We start from the raw sequence: 22,230 nt of genomic DNA on the forward strand, positions 1-22,230 counted from the left end.
CTTCTCCAAGTACGAACAGAGTAGACCGGCAAGCACAGCGGACGGTTCAGCGACGGCCGCCAACCCGCTATGCTTGGGGCATCCACCGCCTTGCCTGGAGCCCTGTCATGAGCAGCCCACTGGTCATCCACCCACGCGCCGAATCGGTCGAGGGCCAGCCCATCCTGCGTCCGCTGCCTTCGGCCCAATGCCGCAGCGTCGGCCCCTTCGTGTTCTTCGACCACATGCTGGAGACCGACTACGCACCGGGCAGCGGCATGGACATCCGCCAGCACCCGCACATCGGCCTGTCGACCCTGACCTACCTGTTCGAGGGCGAGATCCTGCACAAGGACAGCCTGGGCTCCGAGCAGCGCGTGCTGCCCGGCGAGGTCAGCTGGATGACCGCCGGCCGCGGTGTCGCCCATGTCGAACGCACTCCCGTGGACAGCGTGGCCGCAGGGTCGCGCCTGCATGGCCTGCAGGTCTGGCTGGCATCGCCACGCGAGGCCGAGCAGGGACCGGCCAGCTACAGCCACCACCCAGCGGACAGCCTGCCGGTCAGCGACAGCCTCGGTGTGCGCATCTGCATGATCGCCGGCGAAGGTTTCTGCCTGCGATCCCCAGTACCGGTGCTCTCCCCTACCCTCTACGCCCATGTGCGGATGCAGCCGGCCACGACCCTGAACGTGCCGACGGAGCATGCGCAGCGTGCCCTGTACCTGCTCGATGGTGAACTGCTGCTCGGAGAGGATGAGGTCGACCCGTGCAGCCTGGTCGTGCTGCCGGAGGGCGAAGAGGTGACGCTGTACGCGGAAAGCGAATGCCAGCTGGTGCTGATCGGCGGCGCGCCACTGGATGGGCCACGGCGGATGAACTGGAACTTCGTAGCCAGCGACCCGGAGCTGATCGAACAGGCCCGTGCGCGCTGGGCGGCGGGTGACTGGCCCAGGGTGCCGGGGGAGACTTCGCGGATCGAATTGCCTCGGTGACGAGGGGCCGCTGCGCGGCCCCACCCTGGCACCTCAGCCCTGGAAGACCTCCGCCAGCAGGTTGTGCATGGCACGGAAGGCCCGCTCCGAGGTACGCCGGTCATACTGCATCTTGCCCGGCACGTTCGCCCCAGGATCGGTGAACGAATGCACCGCCCCACCATAGCTGACCAGTTGCCAGTCGACCTTGGCGGCGCTCATCTCATCCTCGAAGGCCGGCAACTGCTCCTTGGCCACCAATGGGTCGGACGCCCCGTGCAGCACCAGCACCGAACCCTGGATACGCTTGGCATCGGCCGGGTTCGGCGTGTCCAGGGTGCCGTGGAAGGAGACCGTGGCCTTGAGGTCGGCCCCGGCACGGGCCAGTTCCAGGGCGCAACAGCCACCGAAGCAGAAACCGAAAGCCGCCACCTTGCCCGGCTCCAGCAGCGCCTTCGATTGCCCCAGCAATTGCGCCAGGGCTTCTTCCATGCGCTTGCGCAGCTCGCCGCGATCGTTCTTCAGCGGCATCATCGCCGCCCCCGCCTCATCGGCGTTGGATGGCCGCACCGATTGCCCATACAGGTCGGCGATCAGCACCACATAGCCTTTCTCGGCCACTTCCTTGGCGATCCGCTCGGCACCCTCGCCAATCCCCATCCAGTTCGGCGCCATCACCAGGCCCGGCTGGGGCAACGCGCCCGGCGTGTAGACCAGGCGGCTCTCATAAGCCTTGCCCGACAGGTGATAGACCAGCGACTCGACGATTACCTTGCTCATCAAACCCTCCTTGCACCATGAAAAAAGCCCGCCGAAGCGGGCTTTCCTTGCATCAACTCAAGCAGACAGCTCGACCAGCAGCTTGTTCAGGCGACGAACGTAGGCCGCCGGATCCTTCAGGCTGTCACCGGCCGCCAGGGCCGCCTGGTCGAACAGGATGTGCGACAGCTCGGCGAAGCGATCCTCGCTCTGCTCGTTGTCCAGCTTCTCGATCAGCGGGTGGCCCGGGTTGAACTCGAAGATCGGCTTGGCTTCCGGTACCTTCTGCCCGCTGGCTTCGAGGATCTGGCGCATCTGCAGGCCCAGGTCCTGTTCGCCGATGGCCAGGATCGCCGGCGAGTCGGTCAGGCGGTGAGAGACCCGCACCTCGGCGACGCTGTCGCCCAGCGCGGTCTTCAGGCGCTCGACCAGGCCTTCCTTCTCCTTGGCAATCTCTTCCTGGGCTTTCTTGTCTTCTTCGGAATCCAACTGGCCCAGGTCCAGGTCGCCGCGGGCGACATCGACGAAGCCCTTGCCGTCGAACTCGTTGAGGTAGCTCATCAGCCACTCGTCGATGCGGTCGGTCAGCAGCAGGACCTCGATGCCCTTCTTGCGGAAGACTTCCAGGTGCGGGCTGTTCTTGACCTGCGCGTAGGTTTCGCCGGTCAGGTAGTAGATCTTGTCCTGGCCTTCCTTGGCGCGGGCCAGGTAGTCGGCCAGGGCGACGCTCTGCTCGCCACTGTCGTCATGAGTGGAGGCAAAGCGCAGCAGGCCGGCGATCTTCTCCTTGTTGGCGAAGTCCTCGGCCGGGCCCTCTTTCATCACCTGACCGAAGTTCTTCCAGAAGCCCTTGTACTGCTCGGGCTCGTTCTTCGCCAGCTTCTCCAGCATGTCCAGCACGCGCTTGGTCAGGGCCGTCTTCATCGAATCGATGATCGGGTCCTTCTGCAGGATCTCGCGGGAGACGTTCAGCGACAGGTCGTTGGAGTCGACCACACCCTTGATGAAACGCAGGTACAGCGGCAGGAACGACTCGGCCTGGTCCATGATGAACACGCGCTGCACGTACAGTTTCAGGCCGCGTGGCGCTTCGCGCTGGTACAGGTCGAACGGCGCACGGGCCGGCACGTACAGCAGCGAGTTGTATTCCAGCTTGCCTTCGACCTTGTTGTGGCTCCAGGCCAGCGGGTTCTCGAAGTCGTGGGCGATGTGCTTGTAGAACTCCTGGTACTCCTCGTCCTTGACCTCGGTGCGCGGACGGGTCCACAGGGCGCTGGCGCGGTTGACGGTTTCCCATTCCTGGGCCGGCTGCTCCTCGCCCTCGGCGGCCGCAGGCTGCTGCTTGGGCAGCTCGATCGGCAGGGCGATGTGGTCGGAGTATTTCTTGACGATGTTGCGCAGGCGCCAGCCGTCGGCGAACTCTTCCTCGCCCTTCTTCAGGTGCAGGACGATACGGGTGCCGCGCTGGGGCTTGTCGACGGTGGCGACTTCGAACTCGCCCTCGCCCTTGGACGACCAGTGCACACCCTCGGCGGCTGGCAAGCCGGCGCGACGGCTGAAGACGTCGACCTTGTCGGCGACGATGAACGCCGAATAGAAGCCGACGCCGAACTGGCCGATCAGGTGCGAGTCCTTCTTCTGGTCACCGGTCAGGCTCTTCATGAAGTCGGCGGTGCCGGACTTGGCGATGGTGCCCAGGTGGGTGATGACGTCCTCGCGGCTCATGCCGATACCGTTGTCCTCGAGGGTCACGGTGCCGGCATCCTTGTCGAAGCTCACGCGGATCTTCAGATCGGCATCGCCCTCGAGCAGTTCAGGCTTGGCCAGGGCCTCGAAACGCAGCTTGTCGGCGGCGTCGGAGGCGTTGGAGATCAGTTCGCGCAGGAAGATCTCCTTGTTCGAGTACAGCGAATGGATCATGAGGTGCAGCAGTTGCTTCACCTCGGTCTGGAAGCCCAGGGTTTCTTTTTGAGTCTCCACACTCATGGTCTTCAAAACTCCGATCTGATTGCAGTTGTCGCCTGGCGGCCGCGGTGGCCTGCGTTGAATGGCGGATGTCCTGCAGATGGGGGCTCGCTTGGCTATTTCAAGGGCTTTTCCGGTTCGATCTTGAAATGGGCCCGGGCAGTGGCGATCGGCGAGTCGCGATCGCCCTGCCAGGCGGTGATGGCGACGTTGGTCACCCGGCGGCCCTGGCGCCACAGCTGGCACTGGGCGAAAGTGTCGCGGTAGTGCCCGGCCCGCAGGTAATCGATGGAGAAGTCGATGATCTTCGGGATACTGGCGCTTTCGCTGTAGATCAGCAGGTACAGCGCCGCCGACAGCTCCATGAAGCCTGCGATCACGCCGCCATGGATCGCTGGCAGCAATGGGTTGCCGATGTTGTCCTGGCTGGCAGGCAGGCGGAACAGCAGGTCGTCGCCCTGGCGCTCGCATTCGATGCCGATCAGCCCGGCATAGGGGATCAACGCCAGCAAGGGCCGGTAGTCACCGACGGCATGGGCCTGGTTGAGACGTTCGCGGACATCCCGTGGAATCATGCCCTGCTCTCCTTGAGGCTGTTGCCGAAATGGATTCCGCCCTTGACCTGCGAGCCCAAGCGCATGAAGGTGCCGACCACCTGGCAGATCGGCTGCGCGGAGTCGTCCTGGTAGGCCGTGCCACGGGTGAAGATCACGTCGCGGGTCACCCGGTAGCATTGGGCATGGCCGAAGATGTCCTTGCCCGCCTGGGCCGGATGCATGTAGTCGATGCGCAGGTCGAGGGTCGGGCAGACTTCGAAGCGCGGCAGCGCGCACAAGGTCGCCATGCCGCAGGTGGTGTCCATCAGCGTGGTCAGGGCGCCGCCATGGACGGCGCCAGTCTGCGGGTTGCCGACGATCGCCGGCGACCAGGGCAGAACCAGGGTCATGCCGTCGGCATCGGCATGATGCACACGCATCTGCAACAGCTGGCAATGTTTCAAGGCCGACAAGAAACGTTCGGCCATGGCCATCAAGGTCGTATCGGTCATCTGCGGCTATTTCCGTGATCGATTTCACAGCGGCATGAAAACGGTGAAAAGTCCATATAGATCCGCGTGTTATATATCTGACATGTTTGCGGAACTTATTCCGCTTACTTGAACTCGAAGGAACAAGTCAGTTATTCCACCAAGGAGAGACACCCCCATGCGTAAACCTTTTGCTTTTGCTCTGATGCTGGCCGCTGCCATGGGTCTGGCCGCTTGCGACAAAGCGAGCGAGGACAAAGCCCAGGACGCACAGCAACACGCCGAGCAAGCCCAGGAGAAGATGGGCGAAGCTCAGGATAAGATGAACGAGGCCGCCAAGGAAAACGCCGAAGCCGCCAAAGATCAGGCCGAAGCGCAGCAGAAGGCCGCCGAGGAAGCCGCCCCGGCTACGCCGGCTCCGGAAACCGCACCTGCCACCCCTGCTCCGGACACCGCGCCGACCGAGCCAGCCAAGCAGTAAGCGGCACATACAAAAAAACCCGACATTGTCGGGTTTTTTTGTGCCTGGCGCTTTAGATGAAACGCTTCAGTTAATGCTACCGGTACTTTCCTTGCCCGCGTCCTGCGGTACATGTTCCGTCGGCGTGAAGACCATGACGTCCAGTACATCGGAGTGGAATTCCCGGCGATAGAGGATAAATACCACACCAACGCTCATGGCCATGAACAGCCATGGGCTGATGAACCAGCTCAACATGGCCATGCCGAAATAATACGAACGCAGGCCGAAGTTGAACTGGTTGGCTGCCAGCGACAATACCCGGGCCGCCCGCGATGCGAATGCCTTGCGCTCCAGTTCGTTGACCTGGCGCTCACCGACCATGGGCGCCGAGCCGACCAGCACGGCGGCGAAGTTGTACTGGCGCATGCACCAACTGAAAGTGAAGAAGGCATAGACGAACACCATCGCCAGGCACAGCAGCTTGATTTCCGACATCCCCTGGGAGGCCTGCTGTACCAGCGGCAGGTCCGCCAGCAGCGACAACGCCCGGTCCGAGGCGCCCAGCACGGTGAGGATGCCGGCCAGGATGATCAGCGTACTGGAGGCGAAGAACGAGGCATTGCGCTCCAGGTTGCCGATCACGCTGGCGTCGGCGATGCGGTTGTCGCGCAGCAGCATGCGGCGCATCCAGTCTTCCCGGTAGAGGTGCAGCACACTGGCCAGGCAGGCGGTGTCACGGCCTTTCCAGATGGCATAGCGGGTGTAGCCGCCCCAGCAAAGGGCGAACCAGCAAACCGCCAGCAGGTTGCTCAGATTGCTTTGTATGAAGCTCATGCAGGCTCCTGATCGTTCCGGTGCACAGAATGATATAGACCGGCTTTCGACGCTCGGTCGACGGAAAAGGCACGCCTTGGTCGTAAAAAATCCAGGAGGAGATGGGGTTAAGACTGTCAGGCACCCTACCGGGGCCGCTCCGCGCGCCAATGTTGCTAACCGACCGGTATTGGGACCTGCGATGAAAAAACCCCGTGCCCTTGCGGACACGGGGTTTCGGTCTCGACCATCGACGGGCGCCCTTCGGCTTGTGGCCGGCGCCCACCTGACGGTGTCAACGCATCACGCCAGCGCCTCGCGCGGCTTGCCGAGCATACGGTCGCAGGCCACGGCAGCGGCCAGGGTGATCACCGACGGCACCAACCAGGCCAGGCCCTGCTCGCTCAGCGGCAGGTGCGCCATGGCATCCGGCAGGAGGTGCGCCAGGCTGCTGCCCTTGATCGCATCGACCATGCCGAACAGCAGGGATACCAGCATCACCGGCGCCAGGATGCGCACCGGCGAGTTCCACAGCTCCTTGCAGAAGCTCAGGCCCACCACCACGATGCAGGGCGGGTAGATGGCGGTCAGCACCGGGATCGAGAACAGGATCAGCTTGGTCAGGCCCAGGTTGGAGATCAGCAGCGAGAAACCAGCGAGAATCACCACCAGCGCACGGTACGACAGCGGCAGGATCTGGCTGAAGTACTCCGCGCAAGCGCAGGTCAGGCCGACCGCGGTGACCAGGCAGGCCAGGGCGATCAGCACGGCCAGGAAGCCGCTGCCCAGCGAGCCGAAGGTGTGCTGCACGTAGGCATGCAGAACCGCCGCGCCGTTGGTGGCGCCCATGGCGATGTCATGGCTGCCGGCACCCAGGCGGAACAGGCTGATGTACACCAGGGCCAGGCCCACACCGGCGATCAGGCCCGCGATGATGGCGTAGCGGGTGATCAGCTTCGGCGACTCGACGCCCCGGGAACGGATGGCGTTGACGATGACGATGCCGAAGACCAGCGCACCCAGGGTGTCCATGGTCAGGTAGCCGTTGATGAAGCCCTGGGAGAACGGTGAGGCCACGTAGGCCGGTTGCGCCTCGCCGATGGTCCCGGCCGGCAACGCGAAGGCAGCGATGCCCAGCACGGCCAGGGCGATGATCTTCAGCGGCGCGAGGAAGCGGCCGACGGTGTCGAGCAGCTTGCCCGGGTACATGGACACCGCCAGCACCACCAGGAAATACACCAGGCTGTAGATGAACAACGCCAGCGGGCTTTCACCGGTCAGCGGCGCCACGCCCACCTCGAAGGACACGGTGGCGGTGCGTGGGGTGGCGAACAGCGGGCCGACCGACAGGTAGCACACGGCAGCCAGCAGGCCGCCGAAGAACTTGCCGATCGGGCTGCTCAGGGCGTCCATGCCGCCACCGACCTTGGCCAGGGCGACCACGGTGATGACCGGCAGGCCAACGGCCGTGACCAAAAAGCCCAGTGCCGCCATCCACACGTGCGGACCGGCTTGCAGACCGACGATGGGCGGGAAGATGATATTGCCAGCGCCGACGAACAGCGCGAACGTCATAAAGCCAAGCGCCAGGATGTCCTGGCCTTTCAACACTTTCATTTAAGGAAGTACCACACTGCTGAAATCGGGATTCGTGAGGGGATTTCCCCATGGGTCGGGGGAAATGCTGCCCGGCTTGATGAGCCAGACCCGTTTAGCGTGTCGTTCCCTTTTGGGGTACGGGCACAGAGTGAGCGCGTAGGGTAACCGTTTTACCCAGCAAACGCACTGGTACAGTCGTGCTTGTCCGATGTGCGTATGTTCTTGTCGTCTGGGTGACTCTGAGCTGCGAGAATTCTCTCAGGCACCTGATGAGATGTCTGTCTGAAAATTCCTATCAAACCGATCGAATTCATCGTGCATGACGCAGGGGGCGTTGAATCCCTGCTCGCAAGAAACACAAAGGCCACCCGAAGGTGGCCTTTGTGTTGCGTGGGGGGTAAAGCGTATTACTTCTTGATTTCCCAACCGGTCAGCTCGGCCAGGGCCTTGCCGATGTCAGCCAGGGAACGCACGGTCTTCACACCGGCGTCCTGCAGGGCGGCGAACTTCTCGTCCGCGGTGCCCTTGCCACCGGAGATGATGGCGCCAGCGTGGCCCATGCGCTTGCCTGCAGGCGCGGTAACACCGGCGATGTAGGAAACGACAGGCTTGGTGACGTTGGCCTTGATGTAGGCCGCGGCCTCTTCCTCGGCGGAACCACCGATCTCACCGATCATGACGATCGCTTCGGTCTGCGGGTCTTCCTGGAACAGCTTGAGGATATCGATGAAGTTGGAGCCCGGGATCGGGTCGCCACCGATACCAACGCAGGTCGACTGGCCGAAGCCGGCGTCGGTGGTCTGCTTGACCGCTTCATAGGTCAGGGTGCCGGAACGGGAAACGATACCGACCTTGCCTGGCTGGTGGATGTGGCCCGGCATGATGCCGATCTTGCACTCGCCCGGCGTGATGACGCCTGGGCAGTTCGGGCCGATCAGGCGTACGCCCAGCTCGTCGCACTTGACCTTGGCGTCCAGCATGTCGAGGGTAGGAATACCCTCGGTGATGCAGACGATCAGCTTGATGCCGGCGTTGGCCGCTTCCAGGATCGAGTCCTTGCAGAAAGGAGCCGGAACGTAGATCACCGAGGCTTCGGCGCCGGTGGTCTCAACGGCTTCCTTGACGGTGTTGAACACCGGCAGGCCCAGGTGGGTGGTGCCACCCTTGCCCGGGGTGACGCCGCCAACCATCTTGGTGCCGTAGGCGATGGCCTGTTCGGAGTGGAAAGTGCCCTGCGAGCCGGTGAAGCCCTGGCAGATGACTTTGGTGTCTTTATTGATCAGGACGCTCATTACTTGCCCTCCGCAGCTTTGACAACTTGTTGAGCAGCGTCGGTCAGGCTGGTAGCCGCAATGATGTTCAAACCGCTTTCTGCCAGAACTTTAGCGCCCAGTTCGGCGTTGTTGCCTTCGAGGCGAACCACGACCGGCACCTTGACGCCGACTTCCTTCACTGCACCGATGATGCCTTCGGCGATCATGTCGCAGCGAACGATGCCACCGAAGATGTTGACCAGCACGGCCGCGACATTGCTGTCGGACAGGATGATCTTGAACGCTTCGGTCACGCGTTCCTTGGTAGCGCCACCGCCAACGTCGAGGAAGTTGGCCGGCTTGCCGCCGTGCAGGTTGACGATGTCCATGGTACCCATGGCCAGGCCTGCGCCGTTGACCATGCAGCCGATGTTGCCTTCCAGGGCCACGTAGTTCAGCTCGAAGCTGGCGGCGTGGGCTTCACGCGGGTCGTCCTGGGACGGGTCGTGCATGGCCTTGAGCTTCGGCTGGCGATAGATCGCGTTGCCGTCGATGTTGATCTTGGCGTCCAGGCAGTGCAGGTCGCCGTCGGCCTTGATGACCAGCGGGTTGACTTCCAGCAGGGCCAGGTCGTAGTCCTGGAACAGCTTGGCCAGGCCGGTGAAGATCTTGACGAACTGGGCGACTTGCTTGCCTTCCAGGCCCAGCTTGAACGCCAGCTCACGGCCCTGGAACGGCTGGGCGCCGACCAGCGGGTCGATGGTGGCCTTGAGAATCTTCTCGGGAGTGTCGTGCGCGACCTTCTCGATGTCCACGCCACCTTCGGTGGAGGCCATGAACACGATGCGGCGGCTGGAACGATCGACGACCGCGCCCAGGTAGAGTTCCTTGGCGATGTCAGTGCAGGATTCGACCAGGATCTTGCTGACTGGCTGGCCGTTGGCGTCGGTCTGGTAGGTCACCAGGCGCTTGCCCAGCCACTGCGCGGCGAACGCCTTGGCGTCCTCCTTGCTCTTGACCAGCTTGACGCCGCCCGCCTTGCCGCGACCGCCGGCGTGGACCTGGGCCTTTACGACCCACTCGGAACCGCCGATCTTTTCGCAGGCTTCTGCGGCAGCTTCAGGGGTATCGACAGCGAAACCCTTGGAAACTGGCAGGCCGTATTCAGCGAACAGCTGCTTACCCTGATACTCGTGAAGATTCATGCTTTTTACCGTCTTCGTTAGGTACTGCGCTTCGGCGCTGCACCGTTACCGGTGCCGCGCCACCTGTGACCGTTGACCCGCGGGTTGTCCCGAGGGCCCGGTCCGGCGGACGTTCCGCGGTGAGTCTTGCACGCAAGACCCACGACGGGCAGCCCGCCGTGGTTTCTTATAATTAACGCTTCTTACGGTTGGCCACGTGAATGGCACCGCCATTCACTGCCAGCGCGGCTTCGTGCAGCGCTTCGGACAGGGTCGGATGGCTGAAGACCATCATGCCCAGGTCTTCGGCGCTGGTGCCGAATTCCATCGCGATCGCACCCTGCTGGACCAGCTCGGCAGCGGATGGGCCGATCACGTGAACGCCCAGGACGCGGTCGGTCTTGGCATCGGCGATGACCTTGACGAAACCACCGGTATCGTTGGCCGCCATCGCACGGCCGCTGGCCGCGAACGGGAAGGTGCCCACGTTAACCTCAACGCCCTCGGCCTTCAAGGCCTGTTCGGTCTTGCCGACCCAAGCGATTTCCGGGTGGGTGTAGATGACCGACGGGATCAGGTCGTAGTTCATCTGTGCCTTGTGGCCCTTGATGCGCTCGACCACCATGATGCCCTCTTCCGAGGCCTTGTGCGCCAGCATCAGGCCACGTACCACGTCGCCGATGGCGTAGACGCCCGGCACGCTGGTGGCGCAGTAGTCATCGACGTAGATGTAGCCACGCTCGTCGATGGTCACGCCGCTGTCGGCGGCCAGCAGGTCGGTGGTCACCGGGCGGCGGCCGACCGCGACGATCAGCTTGTCGAAGACGATCTTCTGTTCGCCGTTGGCGTCGGTGTAGGTGACTTCGACTTCGTCGCCGTTGACCTTCGAGCCGGTCACGCGGGCGCCCAGCTTGATGTCCAGGCCCTGCTTGGTCAGGGTCTTCAGCGCTTCCTTGGAAACCGCGGTGTCGGCGGCCATCAGGAAGGTGTCCAGGGCTTCCAGGACGGTGACTTCGGCACCCAGGCGGGCCCATACCGAACCCAGCTCCAGGCCGATGACGCCAGCGCCGATCACGCCCAGGCGCTTCGGCACGGCCTGGAATTCCAGGGCGCCGGTGGAGTCGACGATGACTTTCTGGTCGACCGGAGCCGGCGGAATGTCGATCGGACGCGAACCGGAGGCCAGGATCACGTTCTCGGCCTCGATGACTTCGACCGAACCGTCAGGCTTGGTGACTTCGACCTTCTTGCCAGCCAGCAGCTTGCCGTGCCCTTGGATCGAGGTCACGCCATTGGCCTTGAACAGGGTGGCGACGCCACCGGTCAGGTTCTTGACGATGCCGGCCTTGCGACCGACCATCGCGGCGACGTCCATTTTCACTTCGCCAGTGGAGATACCGTGGACGTTGAAGCTCTCTTTGGCTTCCTTGTACTTCCAGGAGCTGTCCAGCAGGGCCTTGGAAGGAATGCAACCCACGTTCAGGCAGGTACCGCCCAGGGCCAGCTTGCCCTCGGCGTCGGTGTATTTCTCGATGCAGGCGGTCGAAAGGCCGAGCTGAGCAGCCTTGATCGCGGCAACGTAGCCGCCAGGACCAGCACCAATCACCACCACGTCGAATTTCTGGGTCATAAAAGATTCCTTATCAGCTTCAAGCTACAAGCCGCGAGCTGCAAGACGAGCCGCTTCCCAGGAAGCGGGTCGCTTGCAGCTCGTAGCTGCGTGATTAGATGTCCAGCAGCAGACGCGCTGGATCTTCCAGCAGGTTCTTGATGGTCACCAGGAAGGTCACGGCTTCCTTACCGTCGATCAGGCGGTGGTCGTAGGACAGCGCCAGGTACATCATCGGGCGAATGACCACCTGGCCATTGATCGCCATCGGACGCTGGATGATGTTGTGCATGCCCAGGATCGCTGCCTGCGGCGGGTTGACGATCGGGGTCGACATCATCGAACCGAAGGTACCACCGTTGGTGATGGTGAAGGTACCGCCAGTCATCTCTTCGATGGCCAGCTTGCCTTCACGGGCCTTCTTGCCGAAGGTGGCGATGCCGTTCTCGATCTCGGCCAGGCTCATCGACTCGGCGTTGCGCAGGACCGGCACCACCAGGCCACGGTCGCTGGAAACCGCGACACCGACGTCGGCGTAGCCATGGTAGACGATGTCGTTGCCGTCGATCGAGGCGTTGACCGCCGGGAAGCGCTTCAGCGCTTCGGTGGCAGCCTTGACGAAGAACGACATGAAGCCCAGGCGCACGCCGTTGTGGGTCTTCTCGAACAGATCCTTGTACTTCGAACGCAGGGCCATGACTTCGGTCATGTCCACTTCGTTGAAGGTGGTCAGCATGGCCATGTTCGACTGGGCTTCGACCAGGCGCTCGGCGATCTTGGCGCGCAGGCGGGTCATCGGCACGCGCTTCTCGGTGCGGTCACCAGCAGCGGTGACCACTGCAGCGGCAGCGGCGGCGGCAGGCTTGGCAGCCGGGGCAGCGGCAGGCGCGGCCTTCTTGTTGGCGATGGCGGCGACCACGTCTTCCTTGGTCACGCGGCCACCCTTGCCGGTGCCGGCAACGGCAGCCAGGTCGATGCCGTTTTCTTCAGCCAGTTTGCGTGCGGCCGGGGCAGCGACCGGGTCGTCCTCGCCAGCGTCGGCGGCAGCCGGAGCGGCGGCGGCAGCGGCAGGTGCAGCAGCCGGGGCAGCGGCGGCGGCGCCTTCAACGATCGAGCCCAGGACTTCGTCGGACAGGACGGTGTCGCCCTCGCCCTTGACGATGTCACCCAGCACGCCGTCGGCGGTGGCCAGGACTTCCAGGACGACCTTGTCGGTCTCGATGTCGACGATCAGCTCGTCACGCTTGACGGCTTCGCCCGGCTTCTTGTGCCAGGTGGCAACGGTGCCGTCGGCGACCGATTCCGGGAAGGTTGGGGCTTTGATCTCGATAGCCATTATCAGTGATTCCTTAAATTCGGTTTCAGGTGCGCGAAGGCATTAGACAGTGAAGGCATCCTGCAGCAGTTTTTCCTGCTGCTCGGCGTGCATCGATGCGTAACCACAAGCGGGCGCGGCGGACGCTTCGCGACCGGCGTACTCCAGGACCAGCGCCTTGTTGTGGCGGGTCAGGATACGGCGCATGTGGTGCTGGCTGCTGTACCAGGCGCCCTGGTTCATCGGTTCTTCCTGGCACCACACCGCATGCTTGAGGTTGGTGTACGGAGCAAGGATCTCGACCAGGTCGTCCTCAGGGAACGGATACAGCTGCTCGATACGCACGATGGCGATGTCTTCGCGGCCTTCGGCACGGCGTTTTTCCAGCAGGTCGTAGTAGACCTTGCCGCTGCACAGCACGATGCGCTCGACCTTGGCCGGGTCGTGGGCATCGACTTCCGGGATCACGGTCTGGAACGAGCCTTCGGCCAGTTCTTCCAGGGTCGAGATGGCCAGCTTGTGGCGCAGCAGCGACTTCGGCGTCAGGACGATCAGCGGCTTGCGCAGCGGACGGATGACCTGGCGACGCAGCAGGTGGTAGATCTGTGCCGGCGTGGTCGGTACGCAAACCTGGATGTTGTGCTCGGCGCACAGCTGCAGGTAGCGCTCCAGGCGTGCCGAGGAGTGCTCGGGGCCCTGGCCTTCGTAGCCGTGCGGCAGCAGCATGGTCAGGCCGCACAGGCGCCCCCACTTGTGCTCGCCGCTGGTGATGAACTGGTCGATCACCACCTGGGCGCCGTTGGCGAAGTCACCGAACTGGGCTTCCCAGATCACCAGCGCGTTCGGCGTGGTGGTCGAGTAGCCGTATTCGAAGGCCAGTACCGCTTCTTCCGACAGGAAGGAGTCGTACAGCTCGAAGCTCGGCTGGCCGGCGAACAGGTTCTGCAGCGGCAGGTAGGTACTGGCGTCCTTCTGGTTGTGCAACGCCGCATGGCGGTGCGAGAAGGTGCCGCGGCCTACGTCCTGGCCGGTGATGCGCACCGGGTGGCCTTCGAACAGCAGGGTCGCGTAGGCCATGGTCTCGGCGTAGCCCCAGTTGATCGGCAGGCCGCCGGCCTGCATCTTCTGGCGGTCTTCGTAGATTTTCGAGACCTGGCGCTGGACCACGAAGCCGTCCGGCAGGTCGAGCAGCTTGGCCGACAGGTCCTGCAGGGTCTTGAGGTCGAAGCGGGTGTCGTGACGGGCGGTCCAGGCATGGCCCAGGTATGGGCGCCAATCGACGAACAGCTCGCGGTTCGGCTCCTTGACCAGGCTCTTGACCACGTGCAGGCCGTTGTCCAGCGCATTGCGGTACTCGTCGATCTTGGCCTGGGCGCGCTCGGCGTCGATACGCCCGGCCTGGATCAGGGACTCGGCGTACAGCTCGCGGGTGGTGCGCTGCTTGGCGATCTGCTGGTACATCAGCGGCTGGGTGCCGCTCGGCTCGTCGGCCTCGTTGTGGCCGCGACGGCGGTAGCAGACCAGGTCGATGACCACGTCACGCTTGAACTGCATGCGATAGTCGATGGCCAGCTGGGTGACGAACAGCACCGCTTCCGGGTCATCGCCGTTCACGTGCAGGATCGGCGCCTGGATCATCTTGGCGACGTCGGTGCAGTACTCGGTGGAACGCGAGTCCAGCGGGTTGCTGATGGTGAAACCGACCTGGTTGTTGATCACGATGTGCACGGTACCGCCGGTCTTGAAACCGCGAGTCTGCGACATCTGGAAGGTTTCCATGACCACGCCCTGGCCGGCGAACGCCGCGTCGCCGTGGATCGAGATCGGCAGGACCTTGTCACCGACACGGTCGTTGCGACGGTCCTGGCGGGCACGCACCGAACCCTCCACCACCGGCGAGACGATTTCCAGGTGGGAAGGGTTGAACGCCATGGCCAGGTGGACTTCGCCGCCGGTGGTCATCACGTTGGAGGAGAAGCCCTGGTGATACTTCACGTCACCGGAGCCCAGCTCGTTCATCTTCTTGCCTTCGAACTCGTCGAACAGCTCGCGCGGGTTCTTGCCGAAGGTGTTGACCAGCACGTTGAGACGGCCACGGTGGGCCATGCCGATCACGACTTCCTTGGTGCCGTAGGAGCCGGAGCGCTGGATCATTTCGTCCAGCATCGGGATCAGGCTCTCGCCACCTTCCAGGCCGAAGCGCTTGGTGCCTGGGTACTTGGTGCCCAGGTACTTCTCCAGGCCCTCGGCCGCGGTGACGCGCTCGAGCAGGTGGGTCTGCGCGTCGACGGAGAACTCGGGACGGCCACGGACGCTTTCCAGGCGCTGCTGGAACCAGCTGCGCTGCTCGGAATCGACGATGTGGGTGAACTCGGCGCCGATGGTGCGACAATATGTCTTCTGCAACGCGTCGAAGATTTCGCGTAGGCTCGCCTCCTCCTTGCCGATGTACAGGTCGCCGGCACGGAAGGTCGTATCAAGGTCGGCATTGGTCAAGCCGTAGTGATTGATCGACAGGTCTACGGGCGCAGGGCGCTGCCACAACCCCAGCGGGTCGAGCTTGGCAGCCTGATGACCGCGCATACGATAGGCCTGGATCAGTCGCAGTACTTCAACCTGCTTCTTCTCGTGTTCGCTGCTCACGCTCCCGGCGGAAACCGGCTGGGCGCGGCGCTGGTTCTTCGCCAGCAGTACGAAATGGTCGCGGATTGTAGAGTGCGATACATCGGTAGCGGTGCTGCCGTCGGCGGGCAACTTCTGGAAGTAAGTGCGCCACTCTTCTGGCACAGCGTTAGGGTCGTGCAGGTAGAGCTCATAAAGCTCTTCCACATATGCAGCGTTACCACCTGAAAGGTGGGCGCTTTCCCACATGCGCTGCATCACGCTTTCTTGCATGCTTGGTCACCCTCGGTTAGGGGACTGATCGGCAAGAGCCACAGCAAACCTGGAAAAGTCCGAGTACAGCGACTGAACCACGCCACCGAGGATCCTGCAGATTTTCCGGGTACCAGCCCGGAAGCCCCTGCTGGTCTCATATCTTCATAGGTAATGAGCGCGGGCTTTGTGGGCCCTTGCTCGGGTTTTACCTCGGTGCGGGCTCACCACCCGCACCTCGGCTTGCAACGGTTACAGCGGTCTTACATCAAGTGCCGCTTTGCAGCAGCATGTTACGTACGTGACCGATCGCCTTGGTCGGGTTCAGACCTTTCGGGCAAACGTTTACGCAGTTCATGATCCCGCGGCAGCGGAATACGCTGAACGGGTCATCCAGGGACGCCAGGCGCTCCTGGGTCTTGGTGTCACGGCTGTCGGCCAGGAAGCGATAGGCCTGCAGCAGCGCGGCGGGACCGAGGAACTTGTCCGGGTTCCACCAGAACGACGGGCAGGAGGTCGAGCAGCAAGCGCACAGGATGCACTCGTACAGGCCGTCCAGCTTGTCACGGTCTTCCGGCGACTGCAGACGCTCGATGGCCGGGGCCGGCGTGTCGTTCTGCAGGAACGGCTTCACCTTCTCGTACTGCTTGTAGAAGATGCTCATATCGACGACCAGGTCACGAATGACCGGCAGGCCCGGCAGCGGACGCAGGACCAGCTTGTTGCCCTTGACCACCGACGACAGCGGGGTGATGCAGGCCAGGCCGTTCTTGCCGTTGATGTTCATGCCATCGGAACCGCAGACACCTTCACGGCAGGAGCGACGGTAGGAGAAACCTTCGTCCTGCTCCTTGATCAAGGCCAGCACGTCCAGCACCATCAGGTCCTTGCCACCGGTGTCGACCTGGAAGGCCTGCATCTTCGGGGCCGAATCGGTGTCCGGGTTGTAACGATAAACTTCGACTTGCAACATAGCGGCCACCCTTAGTAAGTCCGGACTTTTGGTTCGAAGGCCGGTACGGTCTTCGGCGCGAAGTTGACTGCACGCTTGGCCACGCGCTTCTCACCCGGGTAGTACAGGGTGTGGCACAGCCAGTTTTCGTCGTCACGGTCTTCGAAGTCTTCACGGGCGTGGGCGCCACGGGACTCTTTACGGGCTTCGGCCGCGATGGCAGTAGCTTCGGCGACTTCCAGCAGGTTCTGCAGCTCCAGCGCTTCGATACGCGCGGTGTTGAAGGCCTGGGACTTGTCGTTGATCTTGACGTTGGCGATACGGTCGCGCAGGCCGGCCAGCTGCTCGATACCCTTCTGCATGTATTCGCCGGTACGGAATACACCGAAGTAGTTCTGCATGCAGCTCTGCAGCTCGCGCTTGAGGCTGGCGACGTCTTCGCCAGCGGTACGCTCGTTGAGCTTGTTCAGGCGGTTCAGGGCCACGTCGACGTCGGTGTCGCTGGCGTCGCGGTACTCGATGCCTTCGCTCAGCGCCTTCTCCAGGTGCAGGCCGGCGGCGCGACCGAACACCACCAGGTCGAGCAGCGAGTTGCCGCCCAGACGGTTGGCGCCGTGGACCGATACGCACGCCACTTCACCTACGGCGAACAGGCCTTCGATGATGTGATCCTGGCCGTTGGCGTCCATGGTGATGGCCTGGCCATGGATGTTGGTGGCGATGCCGCCCATCATGTAGTGGCAGGTCGGGATGACCGGCACCGGCGCGACGACCGGGTCGACGTGGGCGAAGGTCTTGGACAGTTCGCAGATACCTGGCAGGCGGCTGTGCAGCACTTCCTCGCCCAGGTGGTCCAGCTTCAGCAGCACGTGGTCCTTGTTCGGGCCCACGCCGTTGCCGGCGATGATTTCCTTGACCATGGAACGGGCGACCACGTCGCGGCCGGCCAGGTCCTTCGCGTTCGGCGCGTAACGCTCCATGAAGCGCTCGCCATGGGCGTTGATCAGGTAGCCACCCTCGCCGCGGCAACCCTCGGTGACCAGCACACCGGCGCCGGCGATGCCGGTCGGGTGGAACTGCCACATCTCGATGTCCTGCACCGGCACGCCGGCACGCAGGGCCATGCCGACACCGTCACCGGTATTGATCAGGGCGTTGGTGGTGGAGGCATAGATACGGCCAGCACCGCCGGTGGCCAGTACGGTGGCCTTGGAACGCACGTAGACGGTCTCGCCGGTCTCGATGCAGATGGCGATCACACCGACGATGGCACCGTCCTGGTTCTTCACCAGGTCGACGGCGTACCACTCGTTGAGGAACACGGTGCCGTGCTTGACGTTGTTCTGGTACAGGGTGTGCAGCAGCGCGTGACCGGTACGGTCGGAGGCCGCGCAGGTACGGGCAGCCTGGCCACCCTTGCCGTAGTCTTTCGACTGGCCGCCGAACGGACGCTGGTAGATGCGGCCGGTTTCGGTACGGGAGAACGGCAGGCCCATGTGGTCCAGTTCGAAGACCGCGGCCGGGCCTTCCTGACACATGTATTCGATCGCGTCCTGGTCACCGATGTAGTCGGAACCCTTGACGGTATCGTACATGTGCCAGCGCCAGTCGTCGTTCGGGTCGGCCGAAGCGATGGCGCAGGTGATGCCGCCCTGGGCGGACACGGTGTGGGAACGGGTCGGGAAGACCTTGGTGATGACCGCGGTCTTGTGACCGCCCTGGGCCAGTTGCAGCGCTGCGCGCATGCCGGCGCCGCCGCCACCGATGATGATGGCGTCGAAGGAAATCGTTGGAAGGCTAGCCATGAATCAGATACCCCAGAGAATCTGTACACCCCAGACGAAGTACGCGAACATCGCGACGCCGCAAACCGCCTGGAACAGGAAACGTACCGCAGTCGCCGACTTGCCGAAGGACATCGGCGTCAGGTAGTCGGTGGCGATGGTCCACATGCCGACCCAGGCGTGAGCGCCCAGGGCCACCAGGGCCAACAGACTGAAGATACGCATCGCGTTGTTGGAGAACAGGCTGTGCCACTGGGCATAGTCGATGCCCGGGTGGGCCACGAGGTAGCCGATCAGGAAGATGAAATAAGCCGCGAGAACGACCGCAGAGACGCGCTGCGCCATCCAGTCATAGAGGCCCGAACGCGACAGGTTCGTGACATTGGTTACCATACCCAAACTCCCGCCAGAACGATCACCACCACGGAGATGACAATCACGATTTTCGAGCCCAGCTTGCCGCCTTCCAGCGTCTCACCGATGCCCATGTCCATGATCAGGTGGCGTACGCCAGCCACCAGGTGATACAGCAGGGCGGACAGCAGCCCCCAGGTCACCAGCTTGGCCAGCGGGCTGGTCAGACACGCCTTCACTTCCGCGAAACCTTCCTCGGAACCCAGGGACTTGCTCAATGCATAGAGCATGATGGCCAGGCCGAGAAACAGGATGACGCCGGAGATACGGTGAAGAATGGACGTGTAAGCGGTGATCGGGAGTTTGATGGTCCTTAGGTCTAGGTTTACAGGTCGTTGGCTTTTCACGGCTTTTTTCACACTGAAGAGCCCCTAGCTAACAGGGCAAAGTTGTTGGTAAGTGTACTGGTCAGGTACCCACCACCCAGGGAGCGACGACCCCCAGCGGAACGGGCTTGCAAGCCCCTGGCGGTCGGTTGCGGAGTATAGACAGTTAGGCTGCTTATGACAACGTGAGGGGCTAGCCCAAATAGCGCATTGCCTTTGGCGAACAAAAGGCGTAAACGGGCGACAATTTCGCGAAAAAACAAGGCTGCGAGGGCGTTTCAACCAGCCTTTAGGCAAATTGACATTCGAATTTATCCCTCTATAGTGGTGCGGGCCCTGCGTGGGGGGTCTGTCTGATGATTTCAAGCATTAATAGGAGGCCACATGGCTGACAAAAAAGCGCAGTTGGTCATCGAGGGCGCAGCCCCCGTCGAGCTGCCCATTTTAACCGGCACCGTTGGTCCCGATGTTATCGACGTCCGCGGGTTGGGGGCTACCGGTCACTTCACCTTCGACCCTGGCTTCATGGCGACCGCATCCTGCGAGTCGAAGATCACCTATATCGATGGCGACAAGGGTGTCCTGCTGCACCGCGGCTACCCGATCGAACAGCTCGCCGAAAAATCGGACTACCTCGAAACCTGCTACCTGCTGCTCAACGGCGAACTGCCGAACGCCGAGCAGAAGGCCCAGTTCGTCAGCACCGTGAAGAACCACACCATGGTCCACGAGCAGCTGAAATCCTTCTTCAACGGTTTCCGTCGCGATGCCCACCCGATGGCGGTGATGTGCGGCGTGGTCGGCGCCCTGTCGGCGTTCTACCACGACTCCCTGGACATCAACAATCCGCAGCATCGCGAGATCTCTGCGGTACGCCTGGTCGCCAAGATGCCGACTCTGGCGGCGATGGTCTACAAGTACTCCATGGGCCAGCCGATGATGTATCCGCGCAACGACCTGTCGTACGCGGAGAACTTCCTGCACATGATGTTCAACACCCCGTGCGAGATCAAACCGATCAGCCCGGTACTGGCCAAGGCGATGGACCGGATCTTCATCCTCCACGCCGACCACGAGCAGAACGCCTCCACCTCCACCGTGCGCCTGGCCGGTTCCTCGGGCGCCAACCCGTTCGCCTGTATCGCCGCCGGCATCGCCGCGCTGTGGGGCCCGGCCCACGGCGGCGCCAACGAGGCGGTGCTGAACATGCTGGACGAGATCGGTGACGTGTCGAACATCGACAAGTTCATCGCCAAGGCCAAGGACAAGAACGATCCGTTCAAGCTCATGGGCTTCGGCCACCGCGTGTACAAGAACCGCGACCCGCGCGCCACCGTGATGAAGCAGACCTGCGACGAAGTGCTCAGCGAGCTGGGCATCAACGATCCGCAGCTGGAGCTGGCCATGCGCCTGGAAGAGATCGCCCTGACCGATCCGTACTTCAAGGAGCGCTCGCTGTACCCGAACGTCGACTTCTACTCGGGCATCATCCTCAAGGCGATCGGCATTCCAACCAGCATGTTCACCGTGATCTTCGCCCTGGCGCGTACCGTGGGCTGGATCTCGCACTGGAAGGAAATGCTCTCCGGCCCGTACAAGATCGGCCGCCCGCGCCAGCTGTACACCGGTCACGAGCAGCGTGACATCGTTGACCTGAAGGATCGCGCCTAAGGGTTGCCTGGCAACGCCGGATGCGTGACATGAAAAAGGCCACCTTGGGTTAACGCTGTTCACTTAAGTCTGATGTGGCATCGATAGGGGCTGCCTTGCAGCCCTTCGCGGGCGAGCCCGCTCCCACAGGAGCGTGCATTCCTTGAGGTTTGCAGCGTACTTGTGGGAGCGGGCTTACCCGCGAAGGGCCGCAAGGCGGCCCCAATTGCTTAAGTGAACGGCATTAACCCTTGGGTGGCTTTTTTCTTTGGGCTGGCGTACGAATATCCGTTTGAGCGGTGGCACCACCGCCGGGGCCGCTTCGCACCCCTAGGACCGAAAGCTCCGTAAACACCCCAACCCAGCCTCCACCGAGATGGCGCACAACCTCAAGGCTTCTCGGCCAACTGCCGCAACCCCTTGAGCGTATTGAACGGCGCATCCACCACGAACGTGTTGGCCAGCCACGAAGGCACGCTCCCCCCAGGCTCGGTATGCACCTGGTAGGTCACTTCGGTACTGTCCCCCTTGGGCACCAGCTTCCAGTACCCCTTCACCTGCGCCACCCGCACATAGCCCTTCTCCTCGGGAATGTATTTGGGATCCTCCTCGATCCTGCGGGTCACGCTGCCGTCGGCCTCGACGGTGGTGGTCACGTGCAGGACCGAATCACGCGGCGTCACCGGCCAGGGCGTATTGAACTGGGTATAGGTCCAGCTCTGGTCACCTTCATGCTTGAGCAACTTCTGCGACTTGCACTCATGGATCCAGGCACAGGCGCCCGCCACATCCTCCTGCAGCGCCTTGACCTTGGCCAGCGGCGCCTTGATCACCGTCACCCCACGGTAGGCCTTGTACTTGGAACCAGGCACCTCGCTGAGGGACACCTTGATCCCCTCCTCGTCCTTGGCTACCTGCCAGTTCTCGGCCCAGGCGGCCGGCGCCAGCAGGACACCCATGCCACACAGCAGTGCAATACGCTTGAACGATCTCATCATCTTTGTCCTTGTTGTCGAAGTTCCAGCCTGTCACGCCGCCGTCATCCGCTCCAGCCAACCGAGAATCCTGATCGCTTCGTCACGGTCGTCGCCGCACACCTCCACGTCCGCCCTGAAACCACCACACACCTTCGGCCGCTCGGGCTTGCCGAACAGGTCGCAGAGGTTTTCCACGGTCAGGTGCAGGCAACGCTCACCCGCCGGCTTGCCCTGGGGCATGCGCGGCATCGGCGAACTGATGGAAGGTGCGATGCAGCAGGCGCCACAGCCCTCTCGGCATTTCATGAAAACAGGA

General features: G+C 62.9%; 20 protein-coding genes. 3 read left to right on the top strand and 17 right to left on the bottom strand.

What is annotated here, in order from left to right; translation table 11 throughout:
- Window positions 1-107 precede the first annotated feature (107 nt).
- Window positions 108-971: a pirin family protein gene (locus ABFA30_RS16410; protein ID WP_410045686.1), complete on the top strand. Its 864-nt coding sequence runs from the start codon at window positions 108-110 to the stop codon at window positions 969-971.
- A 33-nt stretch (window positions 972-1,004) separates the two neighbouring features.
- Here the strand turns inward: ABFA30_RS16410 and ABFA30_RS16415 are convergent, their stop codons facing one another.
- The 4 genes from ABFA30_RS16415 to ABFA30_RS16430 form a co-directional block, all read right to left on the bottom strand.
- Window positions 1,005-1,730 carry a dienelactone hydrolase family protein gene (locus tag ABFA30_RS16415; RefSeq protein ID WP_253081563.1) on the bottom strand — a complete coding sequence of 242 codons (726 nt, stop codon included), beginning with the start codon at window positions 1,728-1,730 and terminating at the stop codon, window positions 1,005-1,007.
- A 57-nt stretch (window positions 1,731-1,787) separates the two neighbouring features.
- A complete protein-coding gene (gene htpG, locus ABFA30_RS16420) occupies window positions 1,788-3,695 on the bottom strand; it encodes a molecular chaperone HtpG (RefSeq protein WP_225790393.1) in 1,908 nt (635 codons plus the stop codon).
- A gap of 95 nt (window positions 3,696-3,790) precedes the next feature.
- Window positions 3,791-4,249 (bottom strand): PaaI family thioesterase, encoded by a 459-nt coding sequence (locus tag ABFA30_RS16425; protein ID WP_225790392.1) that lies wholly within the window; start codon window positions 4,247-4,249, stop codon window positions 3,791-3,793.
- On the bottom strand, window positions 4,246-4,722 hold the full coding sequence (locus tag ABFA30_RS16430) for a PaaI family thioesterase (protein ID WP_225790391.1): 477 nt from the start codon (window positions 4,720-4,722) through the stop codon (window positions 4,246-4,248). Before ABFA30_RS16430 ends, ABFA30_RS16425 begins: the two co-directional genes overlap by 4 nt.
- Window positions 4,723-4,879: 157 nt before the next feature.
- Here ABFA30_RS16430 and ABFA30_RS16435 point away from each other — a divergent pair, with 157 nt between their 5' ends.
- Window positions 4,880-5,182: a hypothetical protein gene (locus tag ABFA30_RS16435; protein WP_225790390.1), complete on the top strand. Its 303-nt coding sequence runs from the start codon at window positions 4,880-4,882 to the stop codon at window positions 5,180-5,182.
- A 66-nt stretch (window positions 5,183-5,248) separates the two neighbouring features.
- On the opposite strand, the gene ABFA30_RS16440 is transcribed toward ABFA30_RS16435, so the two are convergent.
- The 11 genes from ABFA30_RS16440 to sdhC all read right to left on the bottom strand — a co-directional run bounded on the left by ABFA30_RS16440 (window position 5,249) and on the right by sdhC (window position 19,320).
- Entirely contained in the window at window positions 5,249-5,998 is a 750-nt protein-coding gene (locus tag ABFA30_RS16440) for a DUF599 domain-containing protein (protein ID WP_253091003.1), read from the bottom strand.
- 282 nt (window positions 5,999-6,280) lie between these two features.
- Entirely contained in the window at window positions 6,281-7,594 is a 1,314-nt protein-coding gene (gene brnQ, locus ABFA30_RS16445; RefSeq protein ID WP_225790388.1) for a branched-chain amino acid transport system II carrier protein, read from the bottom strand.
- A gap of 389 nt (window positions 7,595-7,983) precedes the next feature.
- The gene (gene sucD, locus ABFA30_RS16450; protein ID WP_225790387.1) at window positions 7,984-8,868 is read right to left on the bottom strand and encodes a succinate--CoA ligase subunit alpha; all 885 of its coding nucleotides are present in this window, start codon (window positions 8,866-8,868) and stop codon (window positions 7,984-7,986) included.
- On the bottom strand, window positions 8,868-10,034 hold the full coding sequence (sucC, locus tag ABFA30_RS16455; protein ID WP_225790386.1) for an ADP-forming succinate--CoA ligase subunit beta: 1,167 nt from the start codon (window positions 10,032-10,034) through the stop codon (window positions 8,868-8,870). The genes sucD and sucC overlap by 1 nt, the downstream gene beginning before the upstream one ends.
- A 172-nt stretch (window positions 10,035-10,206) precedes the next feature.
- A complete protein-coding gene (gene lpdA, locus ABFA30_RS16460; RefSeq protein WP_225790385.1) occupies window positions 10,207-11,643 on the bottom strand; it encodes a dihydrolipoyl dehydrogenase in 1,437 nt (478 codons plus the stop codon).
- 94 nt (window positions 11,644-11,737) lie between these two features.
- A complete protein-coding gene (odhB, locus tag ABFA30_RS16465) occupies window positions 11,738-12,958 on the bottom strand; it encodes a 2-oxoglutarate dehydrogenase complex dihydrolipoyllysine-residue succinyltransferase (protein WP_253167903.1) in 1,221 nt (406 codons plus the stop codon).
- A 42-nt stretch (window positions 12,959-13,000) separates the two neighbouring features.
- Complete coding sequence (locus tag ABFA30_RS16470; protein WP_253080416.1) at window positions 13,001-15,832, bottom strand: 2-oxoglutarate dehydrogenase E1 component; 2,832 nt, start codon at window positions 15,830-15,832, stop codon at window positions 13,001-13,003.
- A 247-nt stretch (window positions 15,833-16,079) separates the two neighbouring features.
- Window positions 16,080-16,784, bottom strand: a complete 705-nt coding sequence (locus tag ABFA30_RS16475) for a succinate dehydrogenase iron-sulfur subunit (protein WP_225790382.1) — start codon at window positions 16,782-16,784, stop codon at window positions 16,080-16,082.
- Window positions 16,785-16,795: 11 nt separating this feature from the next.
- Window positions 16,796-18,568, bottom strand: a complete 1,773-nt coding sequence (sdhA, locus tag ABFA30_RS16480; RefSeq protein WP_225790381.1) for a succinate dehydrogenase flavoprotein subunit — start codon at window positions 18,566-18,568, stop codon at window positions 16,796-16,798.
- Window positions 18,569-18,571: 3 nt separating this feature from the next.
- Window positions 18,572-18,940 carry a succinate dehydrogenase, hydrophobic membrane anchor protein gene (sdhD, locus tag ABFA30_RS16485; protein WP_225790380.1) on the bottom strand — a complete coding sequence of 123 codons (369 nt, stop codon included), beginning with the start codon at window positions 18,938-18,940 and terminating at the stop codon, window positions 18,572-18,574.
- Window positions 18,934-19,320 (bottom strand): succinate dehydrogenase, cytochrome b556 subunit, encoded by a 387-nt coding sequence (gene sdhC / locus ABFA30_RS16490; protein ID WP_225790379.1) that lies wholly within the window; start codon window positions 19,318-19,320, stop codon window positions 18,934-18,936. Before sdhC ends, sdhD begins: the two co-directional genes overlap by 7 nt.
- A gap of 351 nt (window positions 19,321-19,671) precedes the next feature.
- Here sdhC and gltA point away from each other — a divergent pair, with 351 nt between their 5' ends.
- Window positions 19,672-20,958 (top strand): citrate synthase, encoded by a 1,287-nt coding sequence (gene gltA, locus ABFA30_RS16495; RefSeq protein WP_225790378.1) that lies wholly within the window; start codon window positions 19,672-19,674, stop codon window positions 20,956-20,958.
- A 368-nt stretch (window positions 20,959-21,326) separates the two neighbouring features.
- Here the strand turns inward: gltA and ABFA30_RS16500 are convergent, their stop codons facing one another.
- Together ABFA30_RS16500 and ABFA30_RS16505 are read right to left on the bottom strand one after the other, a co-directional pair.
- Window positions 21,327-21,932 carry an START domain-containing protein gene (locus tag ABFA30_RS16500; protein ID WP_225790419.1) on the bottom strand — a complete coding sequence of 202 codons (606 nt, stop codon included), beginning with the start codon at window positions 21,930-21,932 and terminating at the stop codon, window positions 21,327-21,329.
- Window positions 21,933-21,965: 33 nt separating this feature from the next.
- Window positions 21,966-22,220 (bottom strand): YkgJ family cysteine cluster protein, encoded by a 255-nt coding sequence (locus tag ABFA30_RS16505; RefSeq protein ID WP_225790377.1) that lies wholly within the window; start codon window positions 22,218-22,220, stop codon window positions 21,966-21,968.
- Window positions 22,221-22,230 lie beyond the last annotated feature (10 nt).

It is taken from the genome of Pseudomonas sp. HLMP (genome assembly GCF_046365545.1).
GTDB classification, from domain to species: Bacteria; Pseudomonadota; Gammaproteobacteria; order Pseudomonadales; family Pseudomonadaceae; genus Aquipseudomonas; species Aquipseudomonas guariconensis_B.